Genomic DNA, 21,940 nt, shown 5'->3' with positions numbered 1-21,940 from the left:
CGGGTCAGGAAATAAAATGGGGGCGTGCGAGAGGTTTTCAATACCCGCACACTGGAGGGGGTTATTATTGCGGGGCGGTTTTCGAGAGCCGGCGGCTCAGGTCAGCCAGATCAGCGACGCCATGCGGCCGGTAACGCCATCGCGTCGATACGAATAAAAGTCCCCGGACTCGGTAAAGGTGCAGCGGTTGCCACCGTAAATAGCACTGACCCCGAGGCTTTCCAGCTCTGCCCTGGCCAGGCCATAGATATCTGCGAGAAAGTGCAGGGGCTTGGCTGCGTGCGGGCGGAAACACTGGGCCATGCGCTCCGTATGGGCACTGTCCATGGCGTGCTCGAAACACAATTCCAGCACATCGACGCCGGTCTCGAAGGCTTCCGGTCCGATGGCAGGCCCCAGCCAGGCCAGCAGCTCGGCCGGGTCGCACCCCAGCGCCCGCACACTGTTGCGAATCACGCCAGTCGCCAGCCCACGCCAGCCGGCATGCACCGCCGCCACCACTGTGCCGGCGCGATCGCAAAGCAGCAGCGGCAGGCAATCGGCAGTCAGTACCGCACAGATGGTGCCCGCCTCGCGGGAGAAGGCCGCGTCGGCGGTCCGTACCAGGCCATCCCGGTGTGCCTCCACAATCCGGTCACTGTGGATCTGCTCCAGCCACTGGGGCTCTGCCGGCAGCTGCAGCTCCTGTGCCAGCTGGCGCCGGTTGGCCTCAACGGCGTCGCCGTCATCCCCCACATGGGCTCCCAGGTTGAAGGCGGCGTAGGCACCCGAACTGTGCCCTTCCCGGCGCAGCGATGTGGCGGTGCGCACATTGGCGGGAGCGGGCCAGTCGGGGACCAGGTAGTGATCGGCAGTCATTCCAGTTCCTTCAGCAATTGTTTGAATTCCCGGCAGCGACGATGCGCTCAGCCGGGAGTGCCCGTGGCGTCGGCACGCAGTAATTCCAGCAGGTGCAGCATATCCGCGGGCATGGGGGTCGACCAGTGCATTTCCTCCCCGCTCCCGGGGTGGACCAGTGCCAGCTCCGCCGCGTGCAGGGCCTGGCGGGGAAACTGTCGCAACTCCTGCAGCAACGCCTCCCCGGCCTCAGGCGGCACCCGGGAACGCCCACCGTAAAGCGGGTCGCCAACCAGCGGGTGACGGATATGCGCCATATGCACACGGATCTGGTGTGTCCGCCCGGTTTCCAGCTGGCACCGCACCAGGGTATGGGCACGGAAACGCTCCTGTACCCGGTAATGGGTGATCGCCTCCTTGCCACCGTGTGCCAGTACTGCCATCTTCAACCGGTTCTGGCGATGGCGGCCGATGGGAGCGTCGACCGTTCCGCCACCGGTGATTTTCCCCTGGGCGATGGCGTCATACTGCCGGCTGACGGTGCGCTGCTTGAGCTGCTCCACCAGCCCGGTCTGCGCAGGCAGGGTCTTGGCCACCACCATCAGGCCGCTGGTGTCCTTGTCCAGCCGGTGAACAATACCGGCGCGGGGGATCTTCTCCAGTTGCGGGCAATGGTGCAGCAGGCCGTTCAAGAGAGTGCCATCCGGGTTACCCGCGGCCGGGTGCACCACCAGCCCGGGCTGCTTGTCCAGCACCAGCAGGCTTTCATCCTCGTAGATGACCCTCAAGTCGAGTTTCTGCGCGCGCCACTCCCCTGCCGGCTCCAGCTCTGCCCGCAGGCTCAGCCGCTCACCGCCGAACAGTTTGTCGCGGGGACGCGCGGCGCGGCCGTCCACGGTCAGCTGGCCGCCCTTGATCCACGCCTGCAACCTGGCGCGGGAATAATCGGGAATTAATTCGGCCGCCGCCTGGTCTAAGCGCAAGCCGGCCATCTGTGCCGGCACTTCCAGTTCGAGTTCCACTTGGTCAGTCATTGATCAGGCTCAAATACTTTGGACGACTGCGCGACTGTGGTTAAATGACCGCCCGCCGCCCAGCGAAAGGCGGCCAGTGTACCGCACAGCCGGTCCCCGAGAGGAGTCGCTGCGGAACCAATGCAAGAAGGTAGAGAGTAATAATGATAGAGCGAGGGGCTATGCAGGCCTGGAAAACCCTGTGGTTGGTTGTACTGTCCGCGATACTTGTCGCCTGCGCCAGCACCGATGAAGAGGAAGAGGGCCTGCCCTCCGGCAGCCGTACAGAACAGGCGTTCTATGAAGCCGCCCAGCGCCAGCTTCGATCCAGCCAGTGGGACCTGGCGATCAAGAACCTGCGGGCGCTGGAGGATAACTTCCCGTTCGGCAGCTACGCGGAGCAGGCGCAGCTGGAACTGATCTACGCCTATTACCGCAACTATGAGAACGATGCCGCCATCGCGGCAGCGGACCGCTTTATCCGCCTGCATCCGCAGCACCGCAATGTGGATTACGCCTACTACATGAAAGGGCTGGCGTCGTTCACCGAAGGCACCGGCCTGTTCGAGCGCTTCCTGCCCACGGACATGACCCGCCGCGACCCCGGCTCGGCGCGGGAGTCATTCGCCTATTTTGCCCAGCTGATGGCGCGCTACCCGGATAGCCGCTACGCTCCGGACGCCCAGAAGCGCATGATTCACCTGCGCAACCTGCTGGCCCGCTACGAGATCCACGTGGCCAACTACTACTTCAAGCGCGGTGCCTACCTGGCAGCGGCCAACCGCGGCCGCTACGTGGTCGAGAACTTCCAGCAGACCCCCGCTGTGCCGGATGCACTGGCCACCATGGTGCAGGGTTATCACCTGATGGGTATGCAAAGCCTGGAGAATGACGCCCTGAACGTATTGCGCACCAATTACCCGCATCACCCGGCCCTGAAGGATGACGGCAGTTTCAACTACAGCTACTACAAGGGTGCCAGCGGCCGCAGCCTGGTACACCGCCTGACCCTGGGACTGTTCGAGAAGTCGGACCCCCGCGGGTTCGATAGCCGCGAACTCTACAACGCCGAGTTCCGCGACGAAGACGCCCCGCTGCCGCCGGAGCTCCTGTAAAGCTGCTGGCCCGGGCCGCGACCAAAAAAAAGGCGCCTCACGGCGCCTTTTTTGTACCCGGCCAGTCCGGCCCCGCTTATTCGCCGGCCTTCCAGCCATTGGTGATCGGGTAGCGCCGGTCGCGCCCGAAACCTCGCTCGGAAATGCGTACCCCCACCGCGGCCTGGCGACGCTTGTACTCGTTGCGATCCACTAACCGCACCACACGCTCCACCATTTCCCCGTCAAAGCCCCGGGCGATGATATCGGCGGCACTGAAGTCGCGCTCGATATACAGGTTCAGCACCTCGTCGAGAATCTCGTAGGGCGGCAGGCTGTCGGAGTCCACCTGGTCCGGCGCCAGCTCCGCCGTGGGCGGTCGGGTGATCACGGTTTCGGGAATCACCTCCGAGATGGTGTTCCGGTAGCGGGCCAGCTCGTAGACCAGGATCTTGGGTACATCCTTCAGGGCGCTGTAGCCCCCGACCATATCACCGTACAAAGTGGCGTAGCCCACCGCCATCTCACTCTTGTTACCGGTGGTTAGCACCATGGCGCCCTTCTTGTTGGAGATCGCCATCAGGATGACCCCGCGGGAGCGCGCCTGCAGGTTTTCCTCGGTGGTATCCCGTTGCGTGTCGGCAAACTCCTCAGCCAGCGCCCCCATGAAGGCGTCGAAGATAGGTTCGATACTGATCACCCGGTAGTGAATCCCCAGGCGCTGGGCCTGGTCGGCCGCATCGTTCTTGCTCAGGTCCGATGTATAGCGGAACGGCATCATGACGGCCTCGACGCGCTCCTTGCCCAGGGCATCCACCGCCACCGCCAATGTCAAGGCGGAATCAATGCCGCCGGAGAGTCCCAGCACCACACCGTTAAAACCGTTCTTGTTCACGTAATCGCGAACCCCAAGCACCAGCGCCCTGTACACCGCCGCCAGGTCAGACTCCGCAGGCACCATTTCGCCCTGCGCCAGCGCGACGCGGCCATCGCGGGACTGCACCTGTACGGACAGCAGGTGCTCAACAAACTCCGGCGCGCGCGCGCGCAACTTGCCCTGTGCGTCGACCGCGAAGGAGCCGCCATCGAATACCAGCTCATCCTGGCCACCGATGGAATTGACATAGATGATCGGCATCCTGCCGAGACGGGCCTGGTTCCCCAGCAGCTCGAGGCGCTCCTGGGCCTTGCCGCGATGGAAGGGCGAGGCATTGATATTGAGCATCAGCTTCGCGCCGGCAGCCGCTGCCTGGGCCACCGGTTCCGGATGCCAGATATCCTCGCAAACAGTGATCGCCGTGGGGATACCCTTGATATCAACGACACAGGGCTGGTCGCCGGGCACGAAATAGCGCATCTCGTCGAAGACCTGGTAGTTGGGCAGCTTCTGCTTGGCATATTCCGCCACCAGCTCTCCGTCGACAATCAGCCCTGCGATATTAAAGACCTTGCCTGCCACTACCCGGGGATAGCCCACCAACACCGCGCAGGGCAGCTCAGCGGCCTGAAGCTGGCCGAGCGCCGCGTCTATCCGCCGCCCCATGCTGGGCCGCAGCAGCAGGTCCTCCGGGGGGTAACCGCAGAGCGTAAGTTCGGGAAACAACACCAGTTCGGCACCGAGCTCCCGGTGGGCCCGCTGGGTCACATCGATCACCTGGGCGGTATTGCCCGGGATATCGCCCACCAGGGAATTGATTTGTGCCAGCACTAGCTGCAAAGTAGACATCTTGTTACCTCGGATCGGGGAAGCGGCGATTATACCGCTTTACAGCGAGTGTACCTTGCCACAGGGACAACCGCAGCGGCATACCAGTATGGGAAGAATAAACGTGAGCAGCGCAGCCCCCTCCCCCAGCAGGCCCGCCCTCCAATACATCGAACTCCTGCGTGTTTACGCTTTCTACCGCGTGGCAATCTCCGTGGTCCTGATGGGGATCTTTATCTCTGACATCAGTCACGGGGCACTGGGCAATACTGCACCGACTCTCTTCCTGAATACCGCCGTTGCTTACGTGGTGCTCAATACAGGCTGGCTTTTGCACCTCCGCAGCACGGGCTACCATTCCAGCGTCGGCCAGATAGCCCTGATGCTCGGCTGCGACATCCCGGCGTTCCTCACTATGATCCACGCCAGTGGCGGCCTGACATCCGGGCTGGGCTACCTGCTCCTGATAAACTGCGCGGCCGGCTCCCTGCTGCTGGATCGGCGACTGGGCGCTTTTTTCGCGGCGCTGACCAGCAGTGGCGTGATTGCCCAGCAGGTTTACGGACTGGTGGCTGGCACTGCAGCTTCCCGGGACATTGTCGCCGCAGGCAGCCTGGGAATCCTGCTGTTCCTTGCGGTCAGCGGGCTGCAATACCTGTCGGGCATGATCAATATGGCCACCTGGCGCGCCGACCAGCAGAGCCGCCACGCGGCCCACCTGCAGCGCCTGGCACAGCAAATCATCGAGCGTATGCGCACAGGTGTGCTGGTACTGAACTCTGCGCAGAAAACGGAGCTGGCCAACCAGGCCGCCCTGCGCCTGACCGCCAACCGGATGCAACCCGGCACCGATCTGCACGAGGCCATGCTGTCCGCCTTGAGGGAATGGAAGCGGGATCCGGGACGCAATGGACAGCTGGTGAAACTCGATGGTGGCAGTGAATTACGACTCAGCTTTGCCAACCTGCGACGTGAGCATGGTGACAACACCCTGGTTTTTGTCGATGACAATCGCAAGCTGAACCAGGAAGCGCAGAAGCTCAAGCTCGCCTCACTCGGTCACCTCACCGCGTCTATCGCTCACGAAGTACGCAACCCCCTCGGCGCTATCAGCCATGCCGCACAGCTCCTCACGGAGTCCTCGACGCTTTCCGCGGATGACCGCCACCTGACAGAAATCATTTGCCGGCACAGCGAGCGGGTCAACCAGATCGTCGAGAATGTGATGCAACTCTCCAGGCGCCGGGCCCCGGAGCCGGAGTTGCATGAGCTGGGCTACTGGGTCGAGCGCTTTATCGCCGACTATCGTATCGGTATGCCAGCGGACGCCAGGATAACGCTGGAACTGCCAGACGGGCCGCTTTCCGCCCGCTTTGATAGTGCGCAACTTGCGCAGGTGGTTACCAACCTGTGCAACAATGCTCTCGTACATTCCCGCCAGGATACCCAAGTGCCGGAATTCGAGCTTCATGTCTACCGGCACCCGGGTCGGGACTGCGCAATCCTGGATGTGATTGATTCCGGCCCGGGCGTGCCCGAGCAATACCGCGAACAGATCTTTGAGCCATTTTTCACCAACGGCCAGGGCGGCAGCGGGCTGGGTCTCTATATCGCCCGGGAACTGTGCGAGTCCAACCAGGCGAGCCTGCAATACTGTCACGATGCCAGCAGCCGCAGCTGCTTCAGGATTGAATTCGCCCATGCCAGGAAAGTATTCTGATCACAGCACCAAGTTGACTGGATCCCGCCTGGATCTGGCATAATTCGGGTATAGACCGCTCACCCATACCAAAAATAAAGCGCACACTCTATGCAGCCTCTTGCACTGGTCGTCGATGACGAGCCGGACATCTGCGAGCTCCTGACCATGACCCTGGGGCGGATGGACGTCAACAGCCATACCGCCAACAGCCTGGGGGAAGCCCACCAGCTCCTCGGTCAGCACCGCTACGATTTTTGTCTTACTGACATGCGCCTGCCAGACGGGGACGGACTGCAACTGGTGCGGCATTTACAGGAACATACAACGCAGCACGGAGACCTCCCGATCGCGGTAATTACAGCCCACGGCAGTATGGATACCGCCATCGACGCGCTGAAACTGGGCGCCTTCGACTTTGTCAGCAAGCCGGTCAATCTGGAGCGGTTACGCGCCCTGGTGCAACTGGCCCTGCGACTCGACCGCCGTGAAATTGTCGCCAATGACAGTACGCACAGCCGGCTGCTCGGGCAGGCACCGGTAATGCAGCAGCTGCGCCAGCGGATCGCCAAGGTTGCACGAAGTGATGCACCTGTTTATATCAGCGGAGAATCTGGCTCCGGCAAGGAGCTGGCCGCCCGCTCCATACACGAACAGGGAGCGCGAGCTGACAAGCCCTTTGTCCCCATTAATTGTGGCGCCATTCCCGCCGAGCTGATGGAGAGTGAGTTTTTCGGCCATCGCAAGGGGAGCTTTACCGGGGCGCATAGGGACAAGGCGGGTCTTTTCCAGAGTGCGGCAGGCGGCACCCTGTTCCTCGACGAAGTTGCCGACCTGCCCCTTGAAATGCAGGTGAAGCTACTGCGGGCAATTCAGGAGAAGAGCGTGCGACCGGTCGGGTCCAGTGAAGAGGTCCCCATTGATGTCCGCATTCTCAGTGCCACGCACAGGGATCTCTCCGCAGAGGTGGCTGCCGGGCGTTTTCGCAGTGACCTTTTCTACCGAATAAATGTAATCGATATCCACGTACCCCCGCTGCGGGAACGCGCCGGGGATATTCCACTACTGGCGCAAACGATCATGCGCCGTATCGCCAGTGAAGCCGGTACCGATATGCCCAGACTGTCGGAAGGCGCTTTTCGGGCATTACAGGAGTACCCTTTTCCCGGCAACGTGCGCCAGCTGGAAAATATACTGGAACGGGCCCTTACTCTCTGTGAACAGCAGGTTATACAGGCCGAGGACCTGCTACTGGAACCCTGCCAGCGTGCGGCGCCACATGATTCCCCCTTCGACCATAAGGGTGCAGAAATAAATGCATTACCAGCTCGGAAAAAGCCTCTGGATGGAGTGCTTGATGCTGGCCACGAGCCAGGCTTCGACCTGGCACGCCATCAGTCCCTGGACCGGTATCTGCAGGAAATAGAGCGACATGTAATCGAATCGACCCTGGCTGAAACACGCTGGAACAGGACGTCCGCAGCCCAGAAACTGGGCATTAGCTTCCGATCCCTGCGCTACCGCCTGAAGAAGCTGGGGCTGGAGGACTGACTCACAGGACGGGAACTGAGCCAGCACCCCGCCCTTTATCCCAGCTCGGATCACCTACCAGCAGTAATCCGCACCGCTGCTGCCCGACACCGAGCGGTTACCGGTATTAGTCAGCGCAAAGTTGCCACACTTGGTGTCCGCAGTTTGTGCCCCCACAGCGGTAGCAGTCAGGGTGAAGTCAGTTGCATTGATAACACCACTGATACTGTAGAACCCCTCCTGGGAATCCATGGTATTGCCACCTGTCAGCTGATCCTCCACCGCGCAACTGTCATCGTTATAGGCGCTGTAAACTGTAAAGCAGCGTTGCAACCGCTGGGAGACATCTCCCAGCATGGCTTTGGCATCTGCCCGGCGACTCTTCTGTACTGACTCCTGGTAGGACGGATAGGCGATACTGGCAATAATTCCCAGTATCGCCACCACAATCAGCACCTCAATCAGGGTAAAGCCTTTCTGGTTCCTGTTTGGTACTTTCATACTTTCCTCGGGTTATCGTATCTGTCGCCAAGACATCCGACCCACGGAGCCCGCGGGCAGGTCGCCACTTTCCACACTCGGCTGGCCCTTGATATCACTGGCTGGCAGGTAGGCTTTTTCGCCCGCAGTAATCACACTGGAATAGCCGATGATTGCATAATCCAGGGATGTGCCAGCCTCACCGAAAATCGAGTGCCCTTCATAACGGTCCCCTACCCCACTCAATTCCATGCGCCAGCCACTACCGCCAAATGCACAGGGGTTGGAGGAAGTAATCAGCGTCGGGAAGATCAGCCGGTCAAACAACAGCAACGGCTTACTGATCACCCTCTCGCCGGTCACGATCGCGCTACCGGTGGTCGGATCAGTATAAGCCAGGTCCATATACCAGCCATCGTAGCTATCTGCCCACCAGGAGGTATCACCGTCGTTATCGACTTCCCGGGTTGTCGCGGTCTGGGTGGAAATCACTTTTTCAAACAGGCTGTCGCGGTCGGGGATATTGTCTCCCTGGTCAGCAAGCGCATAGACGCTCTGGATTACGCTGCCGGCGCTGTTATCCGAGTCGGCCAGGTAGCTGCCCGTGCCGAAATAAACCATGGTGGCATTTTCCTTTTTCGGGTTCAGCCCCAGGGTCGGTGCACTGGTGATAGGTTGCGGTATAAGGGTGCCGGAACCATCATCATAAGCCGCTGTAAACAGCGGTAAGTCGGTACTGCCCTGGCTGATGGCAACGTCCCAGTTACTGTTATTGTTCGCGGTCAGGTCGAACTTCCACATATTACCCAGCAAGTCGCCCGCATACGCGTAATCCACGATACCGTCATTACCGGGCTTCAATGCAGGTGCAGCCAGGCCATTGGAGCCGCTTCCGTCCGTGGCTATGGCCTGAGATTCCGCAAACGGAGCCTCCAGGTCGATAACCAGCAGCTCTGCCGTCTCATTGGCAGAATTGTAGCCGTTGCCCAGGATCACCTTCCAGCCATCCCCCGTCGGGGCGATTACGGGCTTGCCGGTGGCGTTGCCCAGCTCAGGCATTTGTGCCGGGGTAATCTCAAACAGGACATCCCCCTCGTCAAAGTTCGCAGGGTCGGTCACATCCAGGGCAAAAAGCCCGCGCCCCCCGGCCCCCAGCGTGCCTACCAGGATGTTGCGCCACTGGCCATTGATATAGGCATCGCCGACGAACAGGGGACCATCCACACTGTATTTATGTGGGTTTTCCGGGGAACCATAGTTGGGCAGGGTCAGGTTCTTCAGTTTGTCGTAGACCCCGGACGGCACATAGGCAAACACCTCTTCCCCATTCAGTGCATCAAACGCATGCAGCATCCCGTCATTGGAGCCAACGTAAACCACCTCGCGGCGACTTTCTTTATAGGTGGCAACGTAGCTCAGATACTCCAGGCCACCGAGTTCTTCCGGCAGGCGCTGGAAGCCAAAGCCTTTTTGTGAGCCAAATACCGGTGAAGAATTGACGATGTCACCCAGTGGGGTGGTGCGCTCGCGCAGACCCGGGATATTTTCACCACGTAGCCAGTTCAGCGCATTCTGGCCTTCCGCGGCAGATGCGCCCAGGCTGGACTGCTGCGCGGCAGTGAGGTTATCCCACAGGAACTCGGTTCCGCCAGTGCCATTATGGGTAAAGATCTCCCGATCCGCCGGCGCGGCAAAATCCGCAGCTTCTGTCTTCCAGAGGTAATTACCGATACTCCCGTCGGCATTCAGCTTGATCGCCCGGATTTCACCGCTCCAGTCACCACTGTTGAACAGCGCCTGGTAGATTGCGGTATCCGTCCCCAGCCGGGTGGAGTTGGTGGCGACTGCTGAGGCTGAACCAATATCAGAAGCCACCTGTTCCAGCGCCGCTCCCAGGTTTTTCTCAAGCTCCGCAGGATCAATCGCAAAATAATAGGACTCGGGTACCGCAGCGGCGATCTCCGCATCAGTCAGGGCATCGTCACTGTAGCCACCCCACTTGGCGGCATAATAAAGCGGCGTCTGAAGCAGCTGAGCGCCAGAGCTGCCAACACTGAAGGTCTCCGTGCGCTTGTTTGCTTCGCTTGCATCACAGGCTCCCTGCCATCCGCTGCTCAGGCAGGTACAGGTAGTACCGTCATCACCACAGCTGCTAATGGTACTTGAGGAAACGTACTCAAAATCATTGATACCCGAAAAAGCATGAAAGCCATCCTGCGTGGTACCGCCGATCACAAAACCGAAGCCCATCGGGTCAGGGGTTGACTGCGCAATAACAGTGGTGCTCACCTTGACCGTCGCCGTATCAACCTCGTAGTCGATGACGCCCCACATATCCTGGTCAAAATCCCCACCCTGCTCACTGTCCTCCCAGTTCACATAGAGCTTACCGGTCCCAGCGGCGATGTCCTGGGAGACGATTTTGAAATCGACAATGGCACAGTTACCACCGGTGTCCGAATTTCGGCAGGCTGGCAATATCGAAATGAATTTCCCTGAATCACCGGGGACAGGCACCCTCACTTGTGGTACTGAAGGTGCCAGGGCAACGCCGAAAGTCCGCACTGTCTGGTCACCAGACAAATCACTGCGGATGCTGTTGCTCCTGGCATAGCGCGCAAGCCCCACAATATCGTAGGTGCCCTCAAGGCGGGGGGCGTCCGGACAGGTACCGGCCACCCCGGAGAGGCTGGCGACTGTCTTGGGAGTACACAGCTGGTTATTGGCAGCCCCGCTCTCGCCAACAAAATATTCATTACCATGAATACCCTCGGCCACACCCACCTGATTGGTCCAGGTATCGATGGAACCGATCGAGGCCAGGTCGTTTGCCGGTGTCGTCTCACCATCATAGGAACTGGTCGAGGCATTAAACTGGATAACATTCAAGGGCGCGCAATAATTATCACTGCCGAGGGGATCTTCCCAGGAAGGTGACGTGAGGCCTGAGATATAGGAAGAGTCATCGTCATTGTAGTCGCCAGTAGAGTCCTTGCCCGCCAGATAACGCAGGGACTCCAGGTAGATCTCCGACTGCGGGTTGCCCCAGTTGGAACAGCGGCCATCGGCAAACGAACTCAGGCCATATGGACAATTATCGCCACCTGACGTGGACCGGTTGTAGTAGCCCTGGCCATAATCATAACCATACAACCGCAGCCCATCGAGAGTATCAATAATTGAGCCGGTGCCGGTCGACTCAAAAGTGCCGTCGGTGGCGACATTAACTTCGTCGGAGATATCGCCGATATTCTTGCGTAACAGCCCACCGGACTTGTTCTTGGCATAGGAGCCGGTCATCAGGCCGAAGAGAATTTCCCCTTTCTCACCGTATTTCTGCAACAGGCCTGAAGGCTTGGCATTGCCATCCGGGTAGGAGCGGCAATTGTCTTCGAGCATACCCTCTTTACAGACTTCCACACGGACATTGTACTCGCCGAGCTTATCACCGCCATCACCGTCAGAAGGGCTCGTATCATAGGCATTAATGCCGCTGGCATTTTTGTCGTTGCCGTTACTCGCAACGCCCCAACGACATTGCCAACGCTCGTTGCTGGCCCAGAGGGAGTAGTTGCCCTTGGCTACTCTCAGCAGCGGCGCACTGGTTACATCCTGGGACCAGCCTGTGCCAGCTGTGGTATTGCAGAAGGTAACACCATCCTTGACCCGGTCTGCCGATATAGAGCCCCGGTCTGCTGCATAGGGAGTCAACGCGGCAATATCACTACCTTCATAATGCTTGGCGAAAGAATGCGCATCATGGGGCAGGAAAGCACGCTCCAGCACTGTCTGATCGGCGGTATCAGTGGAACGGGTGCCGCCATAGAGGATTTTACGAACGGTATCGACACGGGTCATGGTGGCCCAGTTCAGGAAATTACCACTCCACTGGCCGGTTGCACTGCCCGCATTACAGTATTTGGTGTCGGTTCTTACTTCCGGCGAGAAAATACCGCCCGTATAGGAATAGCAGGTATTGCTATCAAAATACCCGTAGTAATCATGCTCGTGTACGTAAGTCGTATCAGCCAGCCCATCCCCGGTGATATCACTGTAGTCATCGTATGCCTTGAAGAACAACTGGTGGTCATTCGACATATTCAGCATGACGATAGGCCGTACCGGCTGGGACAGAAACAGTGGAGTCTGGGCCAGTTCCAGGGAATAAGCGCTATGCGCGACCCCAATGCTCAAGACACCCGTCACCAGTGCGAAAGCCTGTTTCCTGAGTGCAGCGATTATTTTCATGATTTTATCCCCTCACTGCCTATCGCTTGAATGTGGACTGAATGATAACGACAGCGTTTGCCGTACCGCCGACTCCACGGCTGGTAACCCGGTAATAGACAATTTCTTCCTGGTTAAGCGTGCTCTGGAAATCAATAGCCCCGCCGTCGGTACCGGTGGCGGCTGTTGCGGTGATTTCCTCAATCACATAACGCGGTGGCGCGGCGACTCGATCCAGCTCCAGGTCAGTCTCGACGGCATCTACATCCCAGTCATGGGTATTCCAATAACCTGTATTCCGCGAGCCATCGATTTCAACGTAATAGCCTGCCACACCGCCATCAAAACTTGGCAGCACCGCCTGGTTCAGTACCTCTTCGGCCTCCCGCAGGCCGGCCTCGGCCGCCTGGAAAGCGAGATTGCGATCCCGCATGTTACCGGCCATCAACTCCTGCATTTCACTGCCACGCATGGCGGCCATGGCCACCACTGTCATCAGCAGCAACATCACCAGCCCGACAATCAACACCGCCCCGCGCTGGGAGGAGAGCTTACGGGCCCGTGGCAGGGCCCCGCGATTGTGTCTCTTCATTTCATGACTCCTGTTACGGCAGGCGACTGCGGATTCCAATGGTGTTGACAAACACCTGGCGCAGTCGGCGATCGGTCGGTGTTACATCCGAGCCTGCATATGTGTAGGGCTGCGGATCCGGCACGACATTGTCATCAGTACTACGCACCAGGAGTTCAACCCGGACACTGAGGGCCTCGCCCCAGGCACTGGCAGCCTCGAGCACACTGCCATCCACGTAGGTATCGGGCACATCGTCCCCATCCGTATCGCGACCATAGGTCAACTGCATATCCTGTACGCCCTCAAGCAATGCCTGCGGAGTCTGGTTGCCGATCTTCCGGAACAGCGCCGGCTCCCCCCCTGCACCCTGATTTGCCAGGTAATACACCGTGGTATTGACTTTGATGATTTCTGAGTCGGGACCAAACGATTCGGAGGGATCGCCGGAAGCGCCTCCCCAGGAACTGAGTGCATTGCCTGGCGTATAGGTACCACCGGAGGAGTTCCCCGAGTGCACAACGTTAATTGATACACCGCCCGTATCCTGCAGGTTGGTGGCCTGGAAAACCCGGGCTTTCTGGCAATCAGCCACCACCAGGATATCGCCGATACACAGGCCGCTCAGACTTGCCTGCCCCGTACCGCAGCCATTGGGATCCGTACCGGTATCCTCCGCGAAGAGCTGCGAGCTATCATTATTCTGCTCGACACCGACGCCGAGCCCGTTAGCGCTTCGAACCACCAGCATATCGGTTCCGGCCAGTGCCGCCGGATAACCTGTCATCGCGCTCGAGTAGTTATCGACCCCCTCAATACCGACATTGAACCTGTATGCCAGGTCATTCGAATTATTCAGCGTATTGGTAAAGCTCATGTTACGGCTCATGCAGCCCATATAACCCGCCATGCGGATATCCTGTGCCAGGAACTCCATCCCCAGCCGCCCGGTCTCCTGTACCCGTGACAGCGCCTGCTGGGTAGTGAAAGTGACACGACTGGACAGGAACAGCTGTACCACGCCAGTCATCAGGACAACACCGATTGCCAGGGCGACCATCAACTCAACCAGCGAAATCCCCTGTTGTCTGCGCATTGCGTCGCCCCCTAGATTTTTGTTGTGTACTGGAAAGTGGTTGAATCTTCGCTTTCCTCGCCAGTGCTGTTCTGCTCCGACCAGGTGATTTCGATCGTGCACAGCCTCTGTGCCGCATCACAGTCGATTCCGCCATCCCCATCGGGGAGCGAATCACTAACGGAGTCGTGCCACTCGATCAGGTCATCCTTTGCCAGGGTCCCACCGGCTCCGGGTGGATCAGAATCCAGGTCGAGGTTGTAATCCGACATTCTGGCTCGGTTCAGGCGTACGCGATCCAGCAGGTCGTAGGCGAGGATATTTGCCTGCGAACGAAGATAAGCGCTGTGGTTATACTGCAGGGAGGCGGCCTGCATCGCCGCCAAACCCAGAAGTGAAGTTGAGAGGATCAGCACAGTAACCATCACTTCGATCAGGCCCGCGCCACGCTGTTGCTTGAGCAATGTCATATCGGCCTCCCCCTTAAGAGCAGTCGCCATGGGCGACGTTCAACAGCCCGGCGATTCCCACGGTAATATTACGCGCGGCGTTACCCGTGCAACCGGATACACTGGCATTGACAGTGACCTCCCCGCTATCGGCACGACCGAGGATGCCCAACCGATTGAACCGGACAAAGCCGGTCGCGCCGCCATTCTGCTGGACATTTATCGCGGCGTTCGCGCTCGGTGCCTCCCACCTGCGCAGGACCTCCCCCACAGTCACGGCGTTGGCAGTATCCGAAGTCGCGTCGTCAACCACAACGATCCAGCCGTCGCTCCAGGAATTGCTGCAGGTCGCGCCGTCAGCACTGGCACAGAGTGACACGCGAGTACCACGGCGCACCGCCTCTGACCGCGCAACATTCAGCGCACTGGTCAGCTCCTCACCCAGTGCCACAGAGCGGTTATTACTGATCTGGTTGTTGAAACTGGGGGCGGCCATAGCAGCCACTATCGCGATAATCGCCACAGTAATCATCAACTCAAGGAGCGTGAAGCCCCGTTGGTGCTGTCTCATACCTGATCCGGCCTCTCCGGTATTTTTTTGTATCGACTTGCATCGTGTTGCCCTATCCCGCTCAATTTCCCCAGATCTCTTGACCAATGTGCCGGGGATACAGTCACATTACTGATGATGCAGCAGGGGGAGTCTATTTTGCCCAAAGCGTACCAATGGGCAGAGGATCACGGGAAGATTCGCCCGATGAACGGTGAGGAATGGCCGATCGGCGGCAGGGATGCTGGACATCCAGCACAGTGACCCGAGGCGCCACGCCGGAGCTCAAAGTATTTCCAGGGAGGAATGCCAATGCAGCAGCAGGGAATGACGCTGATGGAACTGATACTGACCGTCGCCATTATGGCGCTACTGGCAGCGATCGCCATCCCCAATTTTGCCCGCCAGGTCGAGCAGTATCGCACCAGAAGTACCACGGAGGAAATCATGGCGGCGATCCAGCTGGCGCGCACCAGTGCGGTGACACAAAACCAGCGGGCAACATTGCGCAACCGGGGAAGCTGGCAAGCCGGCTGGCAGGCGTTCACCGACTCCAACAATAATGGCCAGCTCGACGCCGGCGAGCGCGAGCTGTTCAGCAGCGGCCCGGTGAGCGGTGTCCGGGTGAGCGCCAACCAGCCATTGAGAAACTACATCTCATTTATCGGTACCGGCGAAGCCCGATATGCTGGCTCAGCAGGTGGTGCTTTTCAGGCCGGGACCATGGAGATCTGCAGCGAATCACTGGATAGCGGTTTCAGCCTGGTGCTGGCCCGTAGCGGTCGGGTAAGGATTTCCCGGCTGACTGCAGCCGAATGCAGCGATTGAGCCGATCGCAAACTGCCTGCTCCGTAACGGAAATCAGTCCTGGCCGCGCAATTCTCGCGGCAGGGAAAAACTGATGTTTTCCTCGCGCCCGCTCATCTCCTGCGGCAACTCGGCCCCGAGCTCCTGCAGGCGACCGACAACTCCCTGCACCAATACTTCCGGGGCAGAAGCTCCCGCGGTCAGGCCGATACGCTGCTTGCCCTCAAGCCAGGCCGGATCGATATCGCCGGCACCGTCGATCAGCTTGGCCGTCGCGCCACAGCGCTCGGCCAGCTCTCGCAGGCGATTCGAATTGGAGCTGTTGGGGCTACCCACTACCAGCACCAGGTCACTCTCCAGCGCCAGCTGCTTGACCGCGTCCTGGCGGTTCTGGGTGGCATAGCAGATATCGTCCTTGCGCGGGCCGCGGATATTCGGGAAGCGTGCACGCAGGGCATCGATAACCCTGGCGGTATCGTCCATGGACAGCGTGGTCTGGGTGACGAAGCTCAGGTTGTTCTCATCCTGCACCTGCAGGCGGGATACATCTTCCTCGTTTTCCACCAGGTAGATAGCACCACCGCCGCTGGTGTCGTACTGGCCCATGGTGCCTTCCACCTCCGGATGGCCGGCATGGCCGATCAGGATGCACTCGCTGCCGTCGTTACTGAACTTGCTCACCTCCATGTGGACCTTGGTGACCAGCGGGCAGGTGGCATCGAAGACACGCAGGCCGCGCTCTTCCGCCTCGCGCTGCACCGCGCGGGAAACACCGTGGGCGCTGAAGATAACGATCACATCGTCGGGCACCTCGGACAGCTCATCGACGAAGACTGCCCCGCGATCACGCAGGGTATCCACCACGAACTTGTTGTGCACCACTTCATGGCGCACGTAAATGGGCGCCCCGAATACATCCAGGGCGCGGTTGACGATATCGATTGCCCGGTCCACACCGGCACAGAAGCCGCGCGGGTTGGCAAGGCGTATTTCAGTCATCAGTTCACCGAAGCCACTTCAATGATTTTCACATGGAACATCAGGGTCTGGCCGGCAAGGGGGTGATTGAAATCCACCTCCACTTCATCGTCACCCACCTCGCGGATGACACCGGGCAGCTCACCACTACCGTTGTCGAAAGAGACTACCAGCCCCGGCTCCAGTTCCATATCCGGCGAAAAGTGATCGCGCCGCACTTTCTGGATGTTGGCCGGGTTGCGCTGGCCAAAGCCGGCCTCCGGGGCAATCTCGATCTCAGCCTCGTCGCCGGCCTCGAGGCCGAACAACGCCCGCTCGAAACCCGGCAGCAAGCTGCCATCACCGACGGAAAAAGAGGCGGGCTCCCCCTTGAAGGTGGAGTCTACCTCGGTGCCGTCATCCAGCTTCAGGCTGAAGTGCATCGTTACCCGGCTGTGCTCGCCGATCACGTGGTCAGTCATGCTTTCTCTACTTCTGAATCTTTTTTGCCCGAGGCGTCATCGCTCTCGGAGAAAAACAACAGCTCGATTACCAGCATTGCGGCACCGACGCTGATGGCCATATCGGCCACATTGAAAACCGGGAAGCTCCAGGTGTTGTAGTAAACGGAAATAAAATCCCGCACATAACCCAGCACCATGCGATCCCACAGGTTGCCCAGGGCCCCACCCAGGATCAGGCCCAGGGCGCACGGCTCCCAGCGCTTTGCCGCCGGCAGGCGCCACAGCCAGATGGAAACCATAATGCTGAAGCCGACCGCCACAACACCAAAGAACCAGCGCTGCCACCCCCCGGCATCAGCCAGGAAGCTGAACGCCGCACCGTAGTTCTCCGCATAGGTGAACTGGAGCAGCCCCGGAATGATCTGGAACGGCGGCCCACTGCGAAACTCGCCCACGGCCCACACCTTGGTGGCGATATCGATCGCGATTACCAGCAGCGCCAGCCAGTACCAGCGCCAGGGATGCCCGAACAATCCGGGCCCGCGCGACTCAGGCATAGTGACGCTCCTCACCGGCGCCTTCCACGTTCTCCACGCAGCGGCCACAGATTTCCGGGTGTGCCGCGTTTGCACCCACGTCCTCGCGGTAATGCCAGCAGCGCGCGCACTTGGGATGGTCCACCTTGCGCACTTCCACTTTCAGTCCGTCCAGCTCGGTGGCATGCGCACCGGCGGCATCGCTCAGGCGCTGTACCGAAGTGGAGGAGCAGATGAGAACGAAACGCAGCTCATCCTGCAGTTCGAGCAGTTTCTCCCGCAGGTCATCGTCAGCATAGAGTGTCACTGCTGCCTGCAGGGAGCCGCCGATATTGCCAGCCGCGCGCTGCTCCTCGAGCACCTTGTTCACCGCGGTTTTAACCGCGGCGATCGCCGCCCAGTAATCCGCTCCTTTGTCTGCGTCCGCATCCAGCCTTGGCAGGGGGTACCACTCCGCAACAAAGACGCTTTCGCCCTTCTCGCCCGGGATCGACTGCCACAACTCATCAGCGGTAAAGCTGAGGATCGGCGCAACCCAACGGGTGAAGGCCTGCACGATATGGTAGAGCGCAGTCTGGGCCGAGCGGCGCGGGACGCTGTCGGCCTTGGTGGTGTACTGGCGATCCTTGATGATATCCAGGTAGAAGCCACCCATTTCGACCACGCAGAAATTGTGTAGCTTCTGGTAAATCTGGTGGAACTGGTAATTGTCATAGGCCGCGACAATCTCGTCTTGCAGCCGCGCCGCCTTGTCCAGCGCCCAGCGATCCAGTGCCAGCAGCTGGCCCTCCGGCAGCAGGTCAGTGGCCGGGTCAAATCCTGCCAGGTTTGACAGGAAGAAACGGGCGGTATTGCGCAGGCGCCGGTAGGAATCCGCGGTACGCTTGAGGATCTCGTCGGACACCGCCATTTCGCCACTGAAATCGGTGGCGGCAACCCACAGGCGCAGTACGTCCGCGCCCAGTTTGTTGATGACATCCTGGGGCGCCACGGTATTGCCGATCGACTTGGACATCTTGCGGCCCTCGGCGTCGACGGTAAACCCGTGGGTAAGCACCTGCCGGTAGGGAGCACAGTCGTTGATGGCAATGGAGGTCTTCAGCGACGACTGGAACCAGCCGCGGTGCTGGTCAGAGCCTTCCAGGTACAGGTCCGCCGGGAAGCGCAGGTCATCGCGGCGCTCCAGTACGGCAAAATGCGTCACGCCGGAATCGAACCAGACATCCAGGGTATCGGTCACTTTCTGGTAGTGCTCCGCATCGCTGCCCAGCAGCTCCGCCGGGTCCAGGTCGAACCAGACATCCATACCCTCCGCGTCCACGCGTTCCGCCACCTTCTCCATCAGCGCCGGGGTATCCGGATGGATTTCGTGTGTCTCCTTGTGCACGAACAGGGCAATGGGTACGCCCCAGGTGCGCTGGCGGGAGATACACCAGTCCGGGCTGGCGTCCAGCATGGCATCGATACGGGCCTTGCCCCAGCCGGGAATCCACTGCACCTGGTCGGCGGCCTTCTGTGCATGATCCAGCAGGTCGTTCTGCTGCATGCTGATGAACCACTGCGGCGTGGCGCGATAGATCAGCGGTGTCTTGGTACGCCAGCAGTGCGGATAGCTGTGCACCAGTTTGTCCTGGTGCAGGAGCACGCCTTTCTCTTTCAGGAGGTCAACGATCTGTTCGTCCACCTTGTAGACATGCTCACCGGCAAACAGGGGCACACTGTCGCGGTAGACACCGTTATCGTCGACGTAATTGAGGGTCTCGATACCGTAACGCTTGCCCACCAGGAAATCGTCCGGGCCATGGTCGGGGGCGGTGTGGACACAGCCGGTACCCGCATCGGTGGTGACATGGTCACCCAGCACGATGGGAAGCTCCTTGTCGTAGAAGGGATGGTGGACCTTCAGGTGCTCCAGTGCGGCACCGCGGATATGGCCCACAACCTCGCCCTCGAGGCCCGCGCGCCCCAGCACTGCATCTTTCAGGTCCTCGGCTACCAGCAGGCGGCGTTCCCCCACCTGCACCACGACGTATTCCAGCTCAGCATTGACCGATACCGCCTGGGAAGACGGCAGCGTCCAGGGGGTGGTGGTCCAGATCACCACTGACAGAGGCCCGTCACCGGCGTGGCCGCCGGCGGCATCGGCGATCGCCAGAGCGGTCTCTTCGGTTACCGGGTAGCAGACGTCGATGGAGAAGGAGGTCTTGTCCTGGTACTCCACTTCCGCCTCGGCCAGGGCCGAGCCGCCTACCACACTCCAGTAGACTGGCTTGAAACCGCGCGCCAGGTGACCATTTTTTACAATGCGGCCAAGGGCACGGATGATGTCACCCTCAAACTGGTAATCCATGGTGCGATAGGGATTGTCCCATTCGCCGAACACCCCCAGGCGGATGAAATCTTTCTTCTGCCCCTCCACCTGCTTCGCGGCGTAGTCGCGGCACTTCTGGCGGAAAGTGCGATGATCCACCTTGGCCCCTGCCTTGCCGACTTTTTTCTCGACCCGGTGCTCAATAGGCAGGCCGTGGCAGTCCCAGCCGGGCACATAGGGGGCGTCAAATCCACTCAGGGTCTTCGACTTGACGATGATGTCCTTGAGGATCTTGTTGACCGAATGACCGATATGGATGTCGCCGTTGGCGTAGGGCGGGCCGTCGTGCAGGATAAACTGCTCGCGTCCGGCACGGGCCGCACGGATTTTTTCGTACAGCTTGCCGTCCTGCCATTTTTTCAGGGTCTTGGGCTCCCGCTGCGGCAGGTTGCCGCGCATCGGGAAGTCCGTGGCGGGCAGGTTGAGTGTCGCTTTGTAATCGGTCATTGGGTGTCTGCTTAAATCTAGACGGTTAAGAAATCTGCAGGGGCAAACCTTGTCGCCCCTCTCAGGTTACGTTCTGGGCAGCTGTGTTACGCCCGGGCAGGGCGAGCTTGCCCCTAGGGGTGCTGCCTGAACCAGGCCTTGGCGTCCTCAATATCCTGGGCAATCCGATCGCGGAGGATCTCCAGCGAGTCGAACTTCTCTTCGTCCCGCAGTTTATGGCAGAACTCCACTGCCAGTTCACGCCCGTAGAGGTCCCCGTCAAAATCGAACAGGTTGACTTCCAGCAGTGCCTGGGCGCCCTCGCCTTCCACTGTGGGACGAAAGCCCACATTGGCCACACCATTCAGCTGCCGGCCCCCCGGGGCCAGCTCACTGCCATCAGTGGCTGTCACCCGCACGGTATATACGCCCACCAGCGGCGAGCGGTAGCGGTGCAGGCGCACATTCGCCGTGGGCGCGCCCAGCTGGCGCCCCAGCGCCCGGCCCGGCGCCACCCGCCCGGTGATCCGGTAGGGCTTGCCGAGCAGGGTTTCCGCCAGGGCAAAATCACCATCCTGCAGGGCCGCCCGAATCCGGGTGCTGCTGACCCGCTCGCCCTCGATCTCCAGGGTCGCGGTGTCCTCCACGGTAAACCCGTGCGCCGCGCCCGCCTGCTGCAGGAAGCGATAGTCGCCGCTGCGGTCACAGCCGAAGCGGAAATCATCCCCCACTACCAGGTGGTCGATTCCCAGCCCGTCGAGCAGCACCCGCTGCACAAAGGCCTCGGCCCCCAGGCTGCGCAACCGCTCGTTGAACTGCAGGCACAGGACCCGGTCCACGCCGGCGTCGAACAGGGCCAGCACCTTCTCCTTGAAACGCATCAGTCGCGCCGGGGCCTTCTCGCCGGAGAAGAACTCATGCGGCTGCGGCTCGAAGACAATCGCCACCGAGGGCAGGTTTCGCTCGCGCGCGCGCTGGCGCAGCTGCGCGATGATCGCCTGGTGGCCCCGGTGTACCCCGTCGAATGAACCGATGGTGGCCACGCAGCCCCGGTGGCGGGGGCGCAGGTTATGCAACCCGCGAATCAGTTCGCGCTCGGCGGCCAATGCTGCTTTCTCCATGGTCACAAAATCGAACGCCGCAGTATAC

General features: G+C 60.2%; 18 protein-coding genes. 4 read left to right on the top strand and 14 right to left on the bottom strand.

The window, feature by feature from the left end; all coding sequences use genetic code 11:
• Positions 1-96: 96 nt before the first annotated feature.
• Complete coding sequence (gene pgeF / locus LVE68_RS13730; protein WP_232940950.1) at positions 97-858, bottom strand: peptidoglycan editing factor PgeF; 762 nt, start codon at positions 856-858, stop codon at positions 97-99.
• A gap of 47 nt (positions 859-905) precedes the next feature.
• On the bottom strand, positions 906-1,871 hold the full coding sequence (rluD, locus tag LVE68_RS13725; RefSeq protein ID WP_232940949.1) for a 23S rRNA pseudouridine(1911/1915/1917) synthase RluD: 966 nt from the start codon (positions 1,869-1,871) through the stop codon (positions 906-908).
• A gap of 161 nt (positions 1,872-2,032) precedes the next feature.
• On the opposite strand from rluD, the gene LVE68_RS13720 reads away from it, so the two are divergent.
• Complete coding sequence (locus LVE68_RS13720) at positions 2,033-2,965, top strand: outer membrane protein assembly factor BamD (RefSeq protein ID WP_232940948.1); 933 nt, start codon at positions 2,033-2,035, stop codon at positions 2,963-2,965.
• Positions 2,966-3,041: 76 nt separating this feature from the next.
• Here LVE68_RS13720 and LVE68_RS13715 read toward each other — a convergent pair whose 3' ends face one another.
• Positions 3,042-4,670: an NAD+ synthase gene (locus LVE68_RS13715; protein ID WP_232940947.1), complete on the bottom strand. Its 1,629-nt coding sequence runs from the start codon at positions 4,668-4,670 to the stop codon at positions 3,042-3,044.
• 103 nt (positions 4,671-4,773) lie between these two features.
• Here LVE68_RS13715 and LVE68_RS13710 point away from each other — a divergent pair, with 103 nt between their 5' ends.
• Positions 4,774-6,369: a sensor histidine kinase gene (locus LVE68_RS13710; protein WP_232940946.1), complete on the top strand. Its 1,596-nt coding sequence runs from the start codon at positions 4,774-4,776 to the stop codon at positions 6,367-6,369.
• 90 nt (positions 6,370-6,459) lie between these two features.
• Positions 6,460-7,899, top strand: a complete 1,440-nt coding sequence (locus LVE68_RS13705) for a sigma-54-dependent transcriptional regulator (protein ID WP_232940945.1) — start codon at positions 6,460-6,462, stop codon at positions 7,897-7,899.
• 54 nt (positions 7,900-7,953) lie between these two features.
• Here the strand turns inward: LVE68_RS13705 and LVE68_RS13700 are convergent, their stop codons facing one another.
• From LVE68_RS13700 to LVE68_RS13670, 6 genes are read right to left on the bottom strand one after another with little or no spacing between them, the layout of a single operon-like run.
• Positions 7,954-8,379, bottom strand: coding sequence for a type IV pilin protein (locus LVE68_RS13700; protein WP_305080383.1), 426 nt, complete (start codon positions 8,377-8,379; stop codon positions 7,954-7,956).
• 12 nt (positions 8,380-8,391) lie between these two features.
• A complete protein-coding gene (locus LVE68_RS13690; protein WP_232940944.1) occupies positions 8,392-12,606 on the bottom strand; it encodes a pilus assembly protein in 4,215 nt (1,404 codons plus the stop codon).
• Positions 12,607-12,625: 19 nt separating this feature from the next.
• The gene (locus LVE68_RS13685) at positions 12,626-13,177 is read right to left on the bottom strand and encodes a pilus assembly PilX family protein (RefSeq protein ID WP_232940943.1); all 552 of its coding nucleotides are present in this window, start codon (positions 13,175-13,177) and stop codon (positions 12,626-12,628) included.
• A 13-nt stretch (positions 13,178-13,190) separates the two neighbouring features.
• Positions 13,191-14,252, bottom strand: coding sequence for a PilW family protein (locus tag LVE68_RS13680; RefSeq protein ID WP_232940942.1), 1,062 nt, complete (start codon positions 14,250-14,252; stop codon positions 13,191-13,193).
• Positions 14,253-14,263: 11 nt separating this feature from the next.
• Entirely contained in the window at positions 14,264-14,701 is a 438-nt protein-coding gene (pilV, locus tag LVE68_RS13675) for a type IV pilus modification protein PilV (RefSeq protein ID WP_232940941.1), read from the bottom strand.
• Positions 14,702-14,714: 13 nt separating this feature from the next.
• Positions 14,715-15,251: a GspH/FimT family pseudopilin gene (locus LVE68_RS13670; protein ID WP_232940940.1), complete on the bottom strand. Its 537-nt coding sequence runs from the start codon at positions 15,249-15,251 to the stop codon at positions 14,715-14,717.
• A gap of 291 nt (positions 15,252-15,542) precedes the next feature.
• Here LVE68_RS13670 and LVE68_RS13665 point away from each other — a divergent pair, with 291 nt between their 5' ends.
• Positions 15,543-16,058 (top strand): GspH/FimT family pseudopilin, encoded by a 516-nt coding sequence (locus tag LVE68_RS13665; RefSeq protein WP_232940939.1) that lies wholly within the window; start codon positions 15,543-15,545, stop codon positions 16,056-16,058.
• Positions 16,059-16,091: 33 nt separating this feature from the next.
• On the opposite strand, the gene ispH is transcribed toward LVE68_RS13665, so the two are convergent.
• The 5 genes from ispH to ribF form a co-directional block, all read right to left on the bottom strand.
• The gene (gene ispH / locus LVE68_RS13660; RefSeq protein ID WP_232940938.1) at positions 16,092-17,036 is read right to left on the bottom strand and encodes a 4-hydroxy-3-methylbut-2-enyl diphosphate reductase; all 945 of its coding nucleotides are present in this window, start codon (positions 17,034-17,036) and stop codon (positions 16,092-16,094) included.
• A complete protein-coding gene (locus tag LVE68_RS13655; protein ID WP_232940937.1) occupies positions 17,036-17,476 on the bottom strand; it encodes an FKBP-type peptidyl-prolyl cis-trans isomerase in 441 nt (146 codons plus the stop codon). Before LVE68_RS13655 ends, ispH begins: the two co-directional genes overlap by 1 nt.
• Positions 17,473-18,015, bottom strand: coding sequence for a signal peptidase II (lspA, locus tag LVE68_RS13650; RefSeq protein WP_232940936.1), 543 nt, complete (start codon positions 18,013-18,015; stop codon positions 17,473-17,475). The genes LVE68_RS13655 and lspA overlap by 4 nt, the downstream gene beginning before the upstream one ends.
• On the bottom strand, positions 18,008-20,812 hold the full coding sequence (gene ileS / locus LVE68_RS13645) for an isoleucine--tRNA ligase (RefSeq protein ID WP_232940935.1): 2,805 nt from the start codon (positions 20,810-20,812) through the stop codon (positions 18,008-18,010). Before ileS ends, lspA begins: the two co-directional genes overlap by 8 nt.
• A 113-nt stretch (positions 20,813-20,925) precedes the next feature.
• Positions 20,926-21,912: a bifunctional riboflavin kinase/FAD synthetase gene (gene ribF / locus LVE68_RS13640; RefSeq protein ID WP_233006723.1), complete on the bottom strand. Its 987-nt coding sequence runs from the start codon at positions 21,910-21,912 to the stop codon at positions 20,926-20,928.
• Between the last annotated feature and the right edge of the window lie 28 nt (positions 21,913-21,940).

The organism is Microbulbifer sp. YPW16 (assembly GCF_021290385.1).
Classification (GTDB): Bacteria; Pseudomonadota; Gammaproteobacteria; order Pseudomonadales; family Cellvibrionaceae; genus Microbulbifer; species Microbulbifer zhoushanensis.
The sequence above is the reverse complement of the archived record's forward strand: the minus strand, read 5'-3'. Positions and strand labels throughout refer to the sequence as shown.